Genomic DNA, 13,182 nt, shown 5'->3' with positions numbered 1-13,182 from the left:
GCACCGCCCAGCTGCGCCGGGAGCCGCACCGAGCCGAGCGCCGCGCCGGACGCAGTGAGCCCGCCGAGCCAGCCCGCCGCCACGTAGCCGAACGTCGTCGGCAGGGCCTGCTGCAGCAGCGTCCGTCCCACTTGGACTGTCGACCGGTGCGTGGCGGCCAGCGACGCCAGTGTGTGGGCGCACGCGCGGACGTCCGCCAGCACAGCGGCCACGGCGGCGCGCGAGACCAGCATCGCCGCGGTGTCCACGATGTCCTGGCTCGTCGCTCCCATGTGGACGTACCGGCCGGAGGCACCGGCAAGATCAGCGAGTGCTCGGGCCAGCGGCGCGGCCGGGTTGCCCGAGTCGGCGGCCGACCGGGCCAGGTCGGCCACGTCGTACCGGGACGCCACGCACGCCGACTCGATCTCGGCCGCCGCGGTCGCCGGAACCAAACCCACGTCGGCCTGCGCCCACGCCAGCGCGGCCTCGGCGTCCAGCATCGCCTGCACCCACGCCGCGTCCGACACCAGCTCGCGCACCGGGCCGGCGGAGAGAACCTCGTCGAACAGCATCAGTCGAACAGGTCCGCCTCGACGATCCCGGGCGGCGCGCCCACCCGGATGAAGTACTCCGTCCCGAACGCCACCGTGAACACGTCGTCCGGCAGCGTCAGGAAGAACGACTGGTCGCTGATCTGGCTGGCGTGCGCGCGCATCGCCTGCCGCTTGTAGGTCACGAACGGTGTCACGTCCACGGCCGTCGTCAGCTCCGCCTCCGGCGTGCCGAAGTCCTCGCCGAGGTCCGGCGGCTCGGTGCCCTCCGGGGTGAAGTCCCGGCTCCGGCGCACGATCTCGTCGCGGTTCATCGTGGCCTGGAAGACGCGCGGCGTGCCGGCGAGCTCCGCGGCCCGCAGGCCGACCCGGTGCACCTGGATGTGGTCGGGGTGGCCGTAGCCGCCGTGGTCGTCGTACACGGTCAGCACGTCGGCCGCCTCGTCGCGCAGGATCAGCGCCAGCCGCTCGGCCGCCTCATCGACGTCCGCGGACCAGAACGTGCCCGGCTTGTCGTTGGTCGGCTCGCCCATCATCCCGGAGTCGGTGTAGCCCAGGAACTCCACGCGCGCCGCGCCGAGGATCGTCGCCGCCTCGTGGGTCTCCTTCACCCGGCGCTCCCACAGCTCCTCGTCGTCGCCGAGGAAGCCGTCCTCGACCTCGCCCAGCTCGCCCCGCGTCGCCACCACGAGCACCACCCGGTGGCCCTGCTCGTGCGCCTTGCGCATGACACCGCCGCACTGGATGCACTCGTCGTCGGGGTGGGCGTGGAACGTCACCATCGTCGCCATGTCCGCGAACCTACGCGAGCCACCGGTCGCGTGCGCCTGCCAGGATGCCCCCGTGACCGTCGAGCGCGTCTACTGCGAGGGCTGGGACCCGGACGCGCACGCGATCGTGCGCCCGCTGCCCGAGGCCGACGCACGCGAGCGGGACCGGGCCGGCGAGCAGTACGCGATCGTGCTCACCGGCGAGCGCCCGCTCGTGCTGATCGAGGTCTGCTGGGCCGCCCACTACGCCGCCGTGTGGTACTTCGACGAGCTCGGCCGGCGCGACCGCAGGCTCGTCTACCGCCGCTGGCCGAACGACCGGCTGGTGCTGCTCTCCGCACAGCGCTGGGCCTACGAGCCGGGCAACCTCGAGTTCCACCGCGGCGAGCCGGAGTGGCGCGCGCCGTACTGGCGCGCGACCTACGAGCCGGACGGCTCGCGGCAGGTGTCGTCGGGCAACTGGACGGGTCCCGGCCTGGAGGTGCCGACCGTCCACCTCGTGCCGGACTTCGGCAGGTGGGCGTCGATCATCGAGGACGTCGGCGAGGTGGTCCCGCGGGCTGACCCGCCCCCGGCCGCGCCGCCCGACGAGCTGCCCTGGCGGCCGCCGGTGCCGTACCGGCCGCGCCAGCTGGACGAGACCTTCGAGAAGGGCGCCCGGTTCGAGCTCGACGACGGCGGCCTGGTGACGGTCGACCTGACCTTCGGCGGGCAGCTGCTGCTACCCAGCGGCCGCCTGATCGTCGCCGACCCGGACCCGTGGATGCACGAGGTCGCGCCGTTCATCGAGCCCGTGGCACCCGGCGAGTACCCGCTGCAGCTGTCGGTCGCGCGGTTCGCGGAGGCGCCGGAGCACACGCGGGTCGCGGCGTGCGCGCTGTGGGTGTCCGACCAACCGACCTCGTCGTGGAACAACGCGTGGCGGGAGGGCGAGCACCCGCTGCTCCTCGGCGACGACGACTTCTTCGGCGTGGGCGTGGACTCCGGCCGGGTCGCCCTGGTCGACGCCGCGGCGGCGGAGGAGCTCGGGGCCGGCGTCGAGGGCGCGTACGAGGAGATGTCCGGCTGGTCGCACGAGCTGGCCGGGGAGTCGGCGAACCTGATCACGGTGGAGTCCGGCTGGGGCGACGGCTCCTACCCGGTGTGGGTCGGCCGGGACGACGGCGGCGAGCTCACCTGCTTCGTGGTGGACTTTCTGGTGCTGGCTCACGCGAAGCCGGTGGGCTGACCGCCTCGGTGGCCAGCGCCTCCTCCGGCGTGGGGTGCGTGGTCTCGGCGGTCCCGCGGCCCGGCAGTGTCTCCGGCGCGGGCAGCCAGACCAGCGCGGCGAGCAGGGCCAGCACCCCGGTCAGCGCGAACGCGGCGGAGTAGGAGATCCCGTCGGCGAGCAGGCCGGCGGCGATCGGGCCGATGACGGCGCCGATGTCCGCGGCCATCTGGAACGTCGCGAGCACCGGGCCGCCGCGCCCCTTCGAGCCGATGACGTCGGCGAGCGTGGCCTGCTGCGCCGGAGCGAGCATGCCCGAGCCGATGCCGGCCACCGCGCTCGCGATGAGGAACAGCAGGACGGACTCGGTGAAGCCGAGCCAGATCGTGCCGCCGCCGGCGACGAGCAGGCCGGCGATCACCATGGGCTTGCGCCCGATCTTGTCGGCGAGGCGGCCGGAGAACAGCAGCGCGACGACGTTGCCGGCGGCGAACACGGCGAGCGCGGTGCCGGCGAAGGCGCCGTCGCGGTGCAGGACCTCCTCGACGAACAGTGGGACGAGCGACACTCGCACTCCGAACACGGCCCAGCCGTTGGCGAAGCTGGAGACGAGGGCGGCGGAGTAGGCGCGGTTCCGCAGGGCGGTGCGGACGGTGATGCGCGGCGCGTCGTCGTCGGTGACCGGCGCGGCGAGCGGGGAGTGGCGCAGGAACCACCAGACGATGGCGACGGCGAGGAAGAGCATGCCGGCGTAGACGAGGAACGGTGCGCGCAGGGAGATCGTGATGAGACCGCCGCCGAGGAGGGGACCCATGACGTTGCCGAGGAGGAAGCCGGTGCCCCACAGGCCGGACGCGCGCCCGCGCATCGCGGCCGGCGTCACGCGGATGAGCAGGGCGATCGCCGAGACGGTGAACATGGTCGAGCCGATCCCGCCCACGGAGCGGAAGATCAGCAGCTGCCAGTAGTTCCCGGCGAAGGCGCACGCCCCGGTCGTGACCGCGACGATGGAGATGCCGCTGAGGTAGACGCGCCGCTCGCCCAGCATGGTGACCAACCGCCCGCTGGCCGGCGCGAAGAGCAGCCGAGCCACGGCGAACGCGCTGACCACGACGGACGCCGCGGTCACGCTGACGTTGAAGCTCCGCGCAAAGGTAGGCAGGGCGGGCGCCACGAGCCCGAACCCCGCGGCGATGACGAAGTTGGCGGCGACGAGGACCCACACCTCACCGGGTAGCCGGTTGGCCGCGCGTCCGTCAGCCACCCGCACTCACCGTCCCCGCATCGACGCACCCGGCCCTGCTGGGCGACAACCATCGGTGGGTGCGCGGCATTCCACGGGGACGGCACGTGTTCGCCCCAGCTGCCTTCGGCAGCCGTCGCGAAGGGGCTCGCGCACGCACGCGCGTGCAGAACTCACCTACCCAACGCCCCCACCCTCTCCGGGGGCACCCCTCACGCCAGTCTACCGAGGAACACTGACAAAACCCGTGGTCAAGCGCTTCCTGTGGACAACTTGCCCACCTGTGGACAAACCGAACGCGCCCGAGTCCGCGCGTCCGAAGTTCCCGCTCGACTCCACTCGTCGCGAAGGCTTCGCTCGAACCCGATCGCACCCAACTCGGCCCACTGAGCCAGATCCGCACACGGCGACCGCCCACCCGAACCGGTCCACCGAGCCCAACCTGCTCAGGGCGATCGCCCAACCCGCGTCGGCCCTCCCGAACCCGGGCCGAACACGGAGGACACCGCAGGACAGGGATGCCGGATCGACCCCCCGGCTGAAGGCGACCGCCTCGCCCGAACCGGCACACGAAACCGGTCGCGCGCACACGCGCGTGCAGAACTCACCTACCCAACGCCCCCACCCTCTCCGGGGGCACCCCTCACGCCAGTCTACCGAGGAACACTGACAAAACCCGTGGTCAAGCGTGTTCTGTGGACAACCGGCCCACCTGTGGACAAACGACGGCGCCTCCCGAGAACCACGGGAGGCGCCGTCGACCCCCTCAGCCCACGTCCCGCCGACGGAACGCCGACAACCCGATACCCATCAACACCGCCGCGATCACGACGAGCATGATCAAAGAGGCAGCCGAGACCGAACCTCCAGGCAGCTTCGGCGAGTGGGTGAACGGCGACAGGTCCAACATCCACTCCGGCAGGTTCAGCACCGAACCGAGCTGGCCGAGCACCAGGAACAGCACCAACGCCCCCCAACCGGCCATGATCAGCCCGGGCGCCAGGCCGAACACCGCCATGGTGATGCCGGTCAGCACCCACACCGCCGGCAGCTGCGCCAGCGCCGCCACCAACACGCGCCCCACCTGACCGAAGTCCGACACCGCCGCGCCGTGGGCGAAGCCCGCGAACAAACCGACCGTCGCCAGCAGCAGCGCGGTCCCCACAAGCGCCACCGCCAGATGCGACCACGCCCAACGCAGGCGACCGACTCGCGTCGCCAGGAGCGGCTCCGCCCGGCCGGCCGTCTCCTCCGAGCGCAGCCGCATCGCCGTCGAGATGCCGTACGCGGACACGACGATCGCGAGGATGCCCATCTCCGCGGACAGGAACGCGTCCGTCAGCCCCCGCTCGCCGCCCAGCTTCATGATCATGTCGCGCGCCTGCGGGGTGTCGACGAACTCGCCGACCTGCGAGGCGATGCTGCCCAACACGAGCCCGGCGAGCGCCACACCCACCAGCCAGCCCAGCAGCGACCCACGATGCAACCTGACGGCCAGCGCCAGCGGCGTGGAGAGCCGCGGCGAGGCAGCGGTCCGGCCCGGCCGCTGCGCCAACAAGCCCGCACCGTGGTCACGCCGGGCCACCAGTGCGTACGCCGCCCACGCCACCAGCACCGCGAACGCCAGCAGGTAGCTCAGCACCCACCACCGGTCGCCGGCGAACGGGCGGACCTGCTGCGCCCAGCCGATCGGCGAGAGCCACGACAGCCACGTCGACGTGTCCACCCCGGTCGCGTCGCCCGCCGCGCGCAGCAGGTACGCGGCCGCGAGCACCGCCGCACCGAGCCCGTTCGCCGTCCGCGCGCTCTCGGTGACCTGCGCGGTGACCGCGCCGACCGCCGCGAACGCGATGCCCGCGCCGGCCCACGACAGCCCGAACGCGAGCGCTCCGCTCGCCGGCAGGCCGGCCCCGACCAGGCTGATCGCGGTCAGCACCGCCAGCACGAGCGTCGTGCCGATCGCCATCAGCAGGGCCGCGGACAGCGCCGCGTACCGGCCGACCACGGTGGCGCCGATCAGCTCCAGCCGGCCGGACTCCTCCTCGGCCCGGGTGTGCCGGACCACCATGAAGATCGAGACGAGCGCGACCAGCGCGGCGCCCATCGCGCCGAGCTTGAACATCGACACCGCGCCGAGCGAGGTCGGGTCGAACACCCGGCCGTACAGCGCGAGCGTGGCCGGCGTGTCGTTGACCGCGGCCGCGGCCCGCAGGCGCGACTCCATCGTGGTGAACAGCGACGCCGACGCCCCCGCCGAGCTCGCGGCCAGCACCACGAACACCAGCACCCACACCGACGCGAAGATCCGGTCCCGGCGCAGCGCCAGGCGCAGCAGCGCACCCGTGCCGGCGAAGCCGTCGCGCGGGCCGGCGACCGTGCGGGCCGGCCGCACGGTGGTCAAGGTGGTGGTCATTTCGCCACCGCCGCGTGCCGGTCGGCCTCGGCAGCCAGGTCGGCCTCGTAGTGGCGCAGGAACAGCTCCTCGAGCGTCGGCGGCTGGCTCGTCAGGCTGCGCACGCCGACCTTCGTCAGCTCTCGCAGCACCGAGTCGAGCTCGCGGGTGTCCACGTCGAACTTCACCTGCGACCCGTTGACCTGCAGGTCGTGCACGCCCGGGTGCTGGCCGAGCCCGTTCGGCGGGCCGGCGAGCTCGGCGGAGATCGACGTGCGGGTCAGGTGACGCAGCTCGGCGAGCGTGCCCGTCTCGACCGTGCGGCCGAGCCGGATGATGCTGACGCGCTCACACAGGCTCTCGACCTCGGCGAGGATATGGCTGGACAGCAGGACGGTCCGGCCACGCTCGCGCTCCTCGTTGATGCAGTCCTGGAACACGGCCTCCATCAACGGGTCGAGCCCGGACGTCGGCTCGTCCAGGACGAGCAGCTCGACGTCGGACGACAGCGCCGCGACCAGCGCGACCTTCTGCCGGTTGCCCTTCGAGTACGTCCGGCCCTTCTTCGTCGGGTCGAGGTCGAAACGCTCGAGCAGGTCCTTGCGGCGCTTCGGATCCAGCCCCCCACGCAGCCGCCCGAGCAGGTCGATCACCTCGCCCCCGGACAGGTTCGGCCACAGCGAGACGTCCCCGGGCACGTACGCGAGCCGCCGGTGCAGGCTCGTGGCGTCGGTCCACGGGTCGCCCTCCAGGAGCGTGGCCTCGCCGGCGTCGGCTCGCAGCAGGCCGAGCAGCACCCGGATGGTCGTCGACTTCCCCGAGCCGTTCGGGCCAAGGAACCCGTGCACCTCACCGGTGCGCACCGTCAGGTCCAGTCCATCCAGCGCGCGTGTCTGGCCGAAGGTCTTGACCAGGCCCGACACGGAGATTGCGGTTGTCATGCTCTGAACGTACTGTTGCTTCACAAAGTTGTGAAGTTAAGAAAACGTATAAACCAAGTCGGGGTCCCACGGTCGGAGTGCATGATGCGGAACGTGACCGACAGCGCGCAGGACACCGCGGCCGACGAGGAGCTGGGCCGCTTCGTGGAGCGGTTCGCGCTGCTGCTCGTCGACTCCGGCATCCCCCGCATGCCCGCCCGCGTGTTCGGCTCGCTGTTGATCGCCGAGGAGGGCAAGCGGACCGCCGGCGAGCTGGCCGAACTGCTGTTGGTGAGCCCGGCGGCGATCTCCGGCGCGGTGCGCTACCTGGTGCAGGTCGGCCTCATCGTCCGCGCGCGCGACCCCGGCGAGCGGCGCGACCACTACGAGGTGACCGACGACCTCTGGTACGAGGCCTACGCGAACCGGGACAAGCAGCTCGAGCAGTGGGCGGTGCTCATGGGCGAGGGCGCGAAGATCGTCGGCCCGGAGTCGAAGGCCGGCGCGCGGCTCGACCAGAGCCGCCAGTTCTTCGACTTCCTCCGCGACGAGCTGCCCGCGCTGATGGGGCGCTGGCGCGAGTACCAGCGCGAGCACCTCGGCTCGGCCGGCGGCTGAATCCACGGCTCCGTCGGTCGCCCTGGGTAACGTGGCGGCGTGACCACCGCGAACCCCGTGCACCAGCTGGCAGACGAGATCCTCGACCTCTCCTTCACGGCCGACCCGGTGATGGGGACCATCCTCGGCGTGCCCGGCCACGACGACACGCTCGGCGACCGGACGGAGCAGGCCCAGCAGGCGCTGCGGGCCGCGGCGCTGGACGTCGCCGCGCGGGCCGACGCGGTCGACCCCTCCGGCCTGACCGCCGACGACGCGGTGACCAGGGCCGCGGTCGCGCATCACGCCCGGCAGCTGGCCACCGAGGTCGACGTGCGGATGGTCGAGTACACGATCACCGACCTGTTCGTCGGCCCCGCCGCCGAGCTGCTGTCGATCCTGCCGATGATCGGGTTGGCCGACGCCGCCGAGGCCCGCTCCTACCTCAACCGCCTGCGCGCCGTGCCGGCCTACCTCGAGACGGTCGCCGAGCGGCACCGCGCCGGCGCGGCGGCCGGCCGGGTGCCGGTGGCCCGGCTGGTCCGCGCGGCCGCCGACCACGTCGACCGCTACCTCGCCACCGACGAGGACGTGCTGGCCCGCCCGACGCTCGACGACGCGGCGTTCACCGAGGAGCGCGCCCAGGTGCTGGCCGACGTCGTCCGGCCGGCCTTCGCGCGCTACCGGGACTTCCTGCGCGACGAGATGCTGGCGCACGGTCGCGACGACGAGCACGTCGGCCTGTGCTGGCTGCCCGGCGGCGACGAGATGTACACCGGCCTCGCACGGGTGCACACGACCACCGAGCGCACGCCCGACGAGCTGCACCAGACCGGCCTCGACGTGATCGCGCGGCTCACCGAGGAGTACGCGGAGATCGGCTCGCGGGTCTTCGGCACCCGGGACCGGGCGGCGATCTTCGAGCGGATGACCAGCGACCCGGCCATGCGCTGGCGCGACGCCAACGACCTGCTCGACTCCGCCCGCGAGGCGGTGACCAGGGCCGAGGCGGCGGTGCCCGCCTGGTTCGGCCGCCTCGCGAGCTCGCAGTGCAAGGTCGAGCCGGTGCCGGCGGTCGAGGCGCCGGGCGCGCCCGCGGCGTACTACCTGTGGCCGTCGATGGACGGCCGCCGGCCCGGCATCTACTTCGCCAACACGGACCGCGCGCAGGAGCGGGACCGGTTCGTCTCCGAGGTGATGGCCTTCCACGAGGCGGTGCCCGGCCACCACTTCCAGATCGCGCTGGCCCAGGAGCTCACCCACCTGCCGCTGTTCCGCCGGGTGGTCACGCCGAACGCGTATGCCGAGGGCTGGGGTCTCTACACCGAGCGGCTCGCCGACGAGATGGGCCTGTACAGCTCGGAGGTCGACCGGCTCGGCATGCTCGCGATGGACTCGATGCGCGCCGGCCGGCTCGTGGTCGACACCGGCATGCACGCGAAGGGCTGGAGCCGCGCCCAGGCGGTCGCGTTCCTGCGGGACAACACCCCGATGTCGGACCTGGAGATCGGCAACGAGATCGACCGCTACATCGCCTACCCCGGTCAGGCGCTGGCCTACATGGTCGGCCGCCTGGAGATCCAGCGGATGCGCGCGGAGGCGCAGGCTCGCCTGGGCGAGCGGTTCGACATCCGCGCCTTCCACGACGTCGTGCTCACCAACGGCGCGCTGCCGCTGGCCGTCCTGGACGAGGTGGTGCGCGCCTGGCAGGCGTGACGGGTCAGCCGCCGACGCGGGCCGAGTCGAGGATGTCCTGGGCGACGTCGGTCGGCAGCGACTTCGGGTCGCCCGGCCCGCCCTCGACGTCGCTGACGACGACGAGCATCGCGACGCCCGACGGCTCACCCTCCTGCTCGAGCAGCACGCCCACGATCGCGACCTCGCCCTTGGCAGCCTCGCACTTCGGGTCGGCCACCTGCGGGGTCACCGGGGCGGTGACCTTGACCGCCTCCCGGCCGCCGATCTCGGTCTTCTCGGGTGCGCCCAGCTCGATCTGCGCGGTGTCCTTGAAGTACCCGGTGCCGAACGACTGGGCGAAGTCGCTGACCGTCTTCGCGACGTCGAGGTCCTCGCCGGCCTTGCTCTGCACGTCGCCGCTCGTCGCGAAGCTGCGGACGTAGCTCCCGCCGCCGCAGTCGTAGATGCCGTACTCGGCGGTGCCGGTGAAGTCGACGTCCAGCCCGCTCGGCCGCGGCGTCTCCGACACCTTCCAGTCCGGCGGCACCTGGTAGGTCAGGCCGGAATCGGAGGTGTTGTCCACGGTCTGCCAGCCGTCCTGGCCGCCCGGCTCCGCCGAGGACGGCGGTGGCTTCTCCCCGGAGGTCTGCTGGGGTGAGGGCCGCTCCCTGACCGACGGGTCCGCCGGGCTCGCCGACTGGCCGCCGGTGCGGTTGACCAGGACGATGGTGACGACCGTGCCGACGATGATCACGATCGCCAGCACGCCGAGGATCATCGGCAGCTTCGAGCGCCGGGGCGGGGGCGGGGCGAAGGTCTGGGCCGGGAATCCGCCGGTCTGGTACGGGTTCTGCTGCCCGTATTGACCGTACTGGTCGGGCGCGTACGGGTCGTAGCCGCTCTGGGCCGGGAAGTCACCGGTCTGGTAAGGGTTCCCGCCGCCCGGGCCGTACGGGTACTGGGCGGTGCCGTGCGGTCCGGCCTCGTAGCCGTACGGGTCCGGGTTGTACGGGTCGCCACCTTGTGGCTGCTGGTTCCACCCGCCCTGACCTTCGTTTCCCTGCCATCCGGTCACAAGCAGGACGATAGCCCGCTCGAGGCCCGGTCGCGGAGGTTCAGCCGTGTAACGGTGTGCTATCGGCGGCCACCAAAGGTTTGACCCTCACGCACAACCACCCCCTGTCGTGACTTGGTTACTGCACTGAGTATTCTTCCGCCGCCTGTGCGGCTCACCTGTCACCCAGACGGGCGGAGTGCGGTCGCAAGCACTTGGGGCACATCGCCTTTCGGGGCATTGGGGCAAGGAGGGTCATGTCCAGCAGGTTCAAGTTCATCCGCGCGGGAGCGGGTGTCGTGGGCGCCGCGGCGGTGCTGATGATGGCGGCAGCCATCCCGGCATCGGCCGACCCGGCGAGCGGGGTCGTCGACGGTGGTAGCGAGGGCTTCAACGTCAACGTCGGCGACGGGAAGTTGAAGAACATCTCCACCAGCCTGATCGGGTTCCGGCTCGAGGACGGCACGAAGCTCGGCATGTACTGCGTGGAGATCCACACTCGGATCGACCGCGAGCACGCCATGGTCGAGCAGCCGTGGGACGAGTACCCGAACGCGGACTCGCCGTTCCACAGCAACCGGGACAAGATCAACTGGGTGCTGCACAACGGGTTCCCGGTCAAGAGCACCGACGACCTCGCCGCGCAGCTCGGTGAGGGTCTGACCGACGGGCTCTCCGAGCGGGAGGCCATCACCGGTACGCAGGCCGCGGTCTGGCACTTCAGCGACGACACCAACCTCGACCGCGAGAACCCGTTGGCCGGCAACGGCGACGAGGCCGCCGCGACCGACGTGCTGGCCGTCTACGACTTCCTGACCGGCGACGCCAACGTCGGCATCGGCGACCAGCCGACCCCGGCGCTGGAGGTCAGCCCGTCCGAGCTGTCCGGCAAGGCCGGCGAGCGGATCGGTCCGTTCACCGTCAGCACCACCGGCTCGATCGACCGGCTGACCGCCAACCTGCCCGAGGGCGTCAAGGTCACCGACCTGGACGGCGTCGAGCTGGACGCCAGCAAGATCAAGAACGGCACGCAGCTGTTCCTGGACGTGCCGGCGGAGGCCCCCGAGGGCGAGGCGAGCTTCGAGCTGGCCGCGTCGGCGAAGGTCGACACCGGCCGGCTGTTCGTGGGCGAGGACTACAGCGCGGAGCGCAAGACGCAGTCGCTGATCGTGGCGAAGGCCGAGGAGAGCGAGATCACCGTGTCGGGCAAGGGCAACTGGGCCGCGGCCCCGGCGCCCACCTCGCCGCCGTCGAGCACCTCGAGCACCACGCCGCCGACCACGACCACGACGACCGAGGCGGCCCCGGCGCCGCAGCCGAAGAACACCGGCGGCCTGGCGTCGACCGGTGCGTCGATCCTGGTGCCGGTCGTGATCGGCCTGGTGCTGGTCGGCGCGGGCGTCGGCTCGCTGCTGTTCGTGCGTCACCGCCGGCGCGCCTGATCCACTCGTTCTGAGGTCACCCGATGGTGGCTCTCGCCCGGAATCGCCGGGGGAGAGCCACCATCGGTCGTAGTAGGTTTGTGCGGCCATCGGTTCCGTCGACAGGAGGCACTGCCACGTGAGCGCTCCGTCGCGCAAGCCGATCATGATGACGTGGCAGGGTGTCGCCGCCTCGCCCCGGCTGGAGTCGGTGCGTCTGTTGGTCTCGGATGGTCGTCTGCGCGCGTCCGGTCGGGTCGTCGCCGCGGCGAGCCCGACGACCGAGGCGTTCAGCGCCTCGTTCGAGTTCACCGTCGCCCGCAGCGGTGACGTCGGTCGCGGCCTGCTACGCACGTTCACCGCCGAGGAGGAGCGGCAGATCTCGGTCGGTCGCACGGAGGACGGGGTCTGGCTGATCGACCACGGCCAGGGCACGGAACGCAACGAGTTCGACGGTGCCGCGGATGTCGACGTGTCCGGCCTGGTGACCTTCACGGCGCTGCCCATCCGCCGGCTGGGCCTGCACCGCAAGCCGGGCGAACACGACCTGCCGGTGGTGTACGTGACGCTGCCGGACCTCTCCGTCCGGCTGTCCCACCAGACCTACCGGACGGTCTCGGTCACCGACGACGGCGCGGTCATCAACTACTCGGTCCCCGACTTCTCCGCGGATCTGACGGTGGACCGGGACGGTCTGGTCATCGACTACCCGGGCATCGCGAAGCGCGTCTGATGTTCACCGAGGAAGAGATCGCCTATCTGCGCTCTCAGCCGCTCGCCCGCCTCGCCACGGTCTCGCCCGACGGGCAGCCGGACGTCGTGCCGGTCACGCTCGAGGTCGACGAGGGCTGTTTCTGGATCGGTGGCGGCCCGACCGTCGTCGACACCCGCAAGTTCCGCAACATCGGCGCCGGCAACGCCAAGGTCGCCCTCGTCGTCGACGACCTCGTGTCGTTCCAACCGTTCGTCGCGCGGTCCATCCGGATCTACGGGGTCGCCGAGCCCCCCGTCGAGCGCGACGGCATGGTCGGGCCGGGCACGTACATGCGCATCACGCCGACGGTCTCGTGGAGCTGGAACATGGCCGGCGAACCCGTCGGCGACACCTGGTACGAGGCCCGCAAGACCGTGCACGGCTAGCGGTGCACGGCTAGCGGTGCACGGCTAGCGGTGCGCGGCGAAGAACTCGTCGAGCAGGGCGGAGCACTCGCCGGCCAGCACGCCGGTCACCACCTCCGGCCGGTGGGTCAGCCGGCGGTCGCGCACGACGTCCCACAGCGAGCCGACCGCGCCCGTCCGCGGCTCCCACGCGCCGAACACCACCCGCGCGACCCGGGCCAGCACGAGCGCGCCCGCGCACATCGTGCA

At 72.0% G+C, this 13,182-nt stretch carries 13 protein-coding genes; 6 read left to right on the top strand and 7 right to left on the bottom strand.

Annotation, left to right across the window (positions count from 1 at the left end):
• Both ACRDSK_RS25575 and ACRDSK_RS25570 read right to left on the bottom strand, forming a co-directional pair.
• A partial coding sequence (locus ACRDSK_RS25575) for a lyase family protein (RefSeq protein ID WP_431443805.1) occupies nt 1–554 on the bottom strand: 554 nt, incomplete at its 3' end.
• Entirely contained in the window at nt 554–1,324 is a 771-nt protein-coding gene (locus ACRDSK_RS25570) for a PIG-L family deacetylase (protein WP_431443804.1), read from the bottom strand. The genes ACRDSK_RS25575 and ACRDSK_RS25570, both read right to left, overlap by 1 nt.
• A 52-nt stretch (nt 1,325–1,376) precedes the next feature.
• On the opposite strand from ACRDSK_RS25570, the gene ACRDSK_RS25565 reads away from it, so the two are divergent.
• Complete coding sequence (locus tag ACRDSK_RS25565; protein ID WP_431443803.1) at nt 1,377–2,531, top strand: DUF4241 domain-containing protein; 1,155 nt, start codon at nt 1,377–1,379, stop codon at nt 2,529–2,531.
• Here the strand turns inward: ACRDSK_RS25565 and ACRDSK_RS25560 are convergent.
• The 3 genes from ACRDSK_RS25560 to ACRDSK_RS25550 form a co-directional block, all read right to left on the bottom strand.
• A complete protein-coding gene (locus tag ACRDSK_RS25560; protein ID WP_431443802.1) occupies nt 2,476–3,774 on the bottom strand; it encodes an MFS transporter in 1,299 nt (432 codons plus the stop codon). The two genes, ACRDSK_RS25565 and ACRDSK_RS25560, sit on opposite strands and share 56 nt — an antisense overlap.
• Nucleotides 3,775–4,519: 745 nt before the next feature.
• A complete protein-coding gene (locus ACRDSK_RS25555; RefSeq protein ID WP_431443801.1) occupies nt 4,520–6,166 on the bottom strand; it encodes an ABC transporter permease in 1,647 nt (548 codons plus the stop codon).
• Entirely contained in the window at nt 6,163–7,086 is a 924-nt protein-coding gene (locus ACRDSK_RS25550) for an ABC transporter ATP-binding protein (protein WP_431443800.1), read from the bottom strand. The genes ACRDSK_RS25555 and ACRDSK_RS25550 overlap by 4 nt, the downstream gene beginning before the upstream one ends.
• A gap of 84 nt (nt 7,087–7,170) precedes the next feature.
• Here ACRDSK_RS25550 and ACRDSK_RS25545 point away from each other — a divergent pair, with 84 nt between their 5' ends.
• Nucleotides 7,171–7,683, top strand: a complete 513-nt coding sequence (locus tag ACRDSK_RS25545) for a GbsR/MarR family transcriptional regulator (RefSeq protein WP_431443799.1) — start codon at nt 7,171–7,173, stop codon at nt 7,681–7,683.
• A gap of 39 nt (nt 7,684–7,722) precedes the next feature.
• Nucleotides 7,723–9,378, top strand: coding sequence for a DUF885 domain-containing protein (locus ACRDSK_RS25540; protein ID WP_431443798.1), 1,656 nt, complete (start codon nt 7,723–7,725; stop codon nt 9,376–9,378).
• 4 nt (nt 9,379–9,382) lie between these two features.
• Here the strand turns inward: ACRDSK_RS25540 and ACRDSK_RS25535 are convergent, their stop codons facing one another.
• Nucleotides 9,383–10,414 carry a DUF3824 domain-containing protein gene (locus ACRDSK_RS25535; protein ID WP_431443797.1) on the bottom strand — a complete coding sequence of 344 codons (1,032 nt, stop codon included), beginning with the start codon at nt 10,412–10,414 and terminating at the stop codon, nt 9,383–9,385.
• A gap of 236 nt (nt 10,415–10,650) precedes the next feature.
• Between ACRDSK_RS25535 and ACRDSK_RS25530 the strand changes: the two genes are divergently transcribed.
• From ACRDSK_RS25530 to ACRDSK_RS25520, 3 genes are all read left to right on the top strand, one after another.
• Nucleotides 10,651–11,835 (top strand): thioester domain-containing protein, encoded by a 1,185-nt coding sequence (locus tag ACRDSK_RS25530; protein ID WP_431443796.1) that lies wholly within the window; start codon nt 10,651–10,653, stop codon nt 11,833–11,835.
• 118 nt (nt 11,836–11,953) lie between these two features.
• Nucleotides 11,954–12,547 carry a putative glycolipid-binding domain-containing protein gene (locus ACRDSK_RS25525; protein ID WP_431443795.1) on the top strand — a complete coding sequence of 198 codons (594 nt, stop codon included), beginning with the start codon at nt 11,954–11,956 and terminating at the stop codon, nt 12,545–12,547.
• Entirely contained in the window at nt 12,547–12,954 is a 408-nt protein-coding gene (locus tag ACRDSK_RS25520) for a PPOX class F420-dependent oxidoreductase (RefSeq protein WP_431443794.1), read from the top strand. The genes ACRDSK_RS25525 and ACRDSK_RS25520 overlap by 1 nt, the downstream gene beginning before the upstream one ends.
• 24 nt (nt 12,955–12,978) lie before the next feature.
• Here ACRDSK_RS25520 and ACRDSK_RS25515 read toward each other — a convergent pair.
• A partial coding sequence (locus ACRDSK_RS25515) for a nucleoside deaminase (protein ID WP_431443793.1) occupies nt 12,979–13,182 on the bottom strand: 204 nt, incomplete at its 5' end.

This window comes from Actinophytocola sp., from assembly GCF_050699915.1.
In the GTDB taxonomy this organism is placed as follows: Bacteria; Actinomycetota; Actinomycetes; order Mycobacteriales; family Pseudonocardiaceae; genus Actinophytocola.
Note: the sequence above shows the minus strand (reverse complement) of the source record. Positions and strands in the feature narration are given on the sequence as shown.

What these genes read in the sequence shown, in the direction of transcription:
- ACRDSK_RS25570 (WP_431443804.1), bottom strand. Translation starts at nt 1,324, where the DNA reads ATGGCGACGATGGTGACGTTCCACGCCCACCCCGACGACGAGTGCATC.
- ACRDSK_RS25520 (WP_431443794.1), top strand. Translation starts at nt 12,547, where the DNA reads ATGTTCACCGAGGAAGAGATCGCCTATCTGCGCTCTCAGCCGCTCGCC.
- ACRDSK_RS25555 (WP_431443801.1), bottom strand. Translation starts at nt 6,166, where the DNA reads ATGACCACCACCTTGACCACCGTGCGGCCGGCCCGCACGGTCGCCGGC.
- ACRDSK_RS25545 (WP_431443799.1), top strand. Translation starts at nt 7,171, where the DNA reads ATGCGGAACGTGACCGACAGCGCGCAGGACACCGCGGCCGACGAGGAG.
- ACRDSK_RS25530 (WP_431443796.1), top strand. Translation starts at nt 10,651, where the DNA reads ATGTCCAGCAGGTTCAAGTTCATCCGCGCGGGAGCGGGTGTCGTGGGC.
- ACRDSK_RS25550 (WP_431443800.1), bottom strand. Translation starts at nt 7,086, where the DNA reads ATGACAACCGCAATCTCCGTGTCGGGCCTGGTCAAGACCTTCGGCCAG.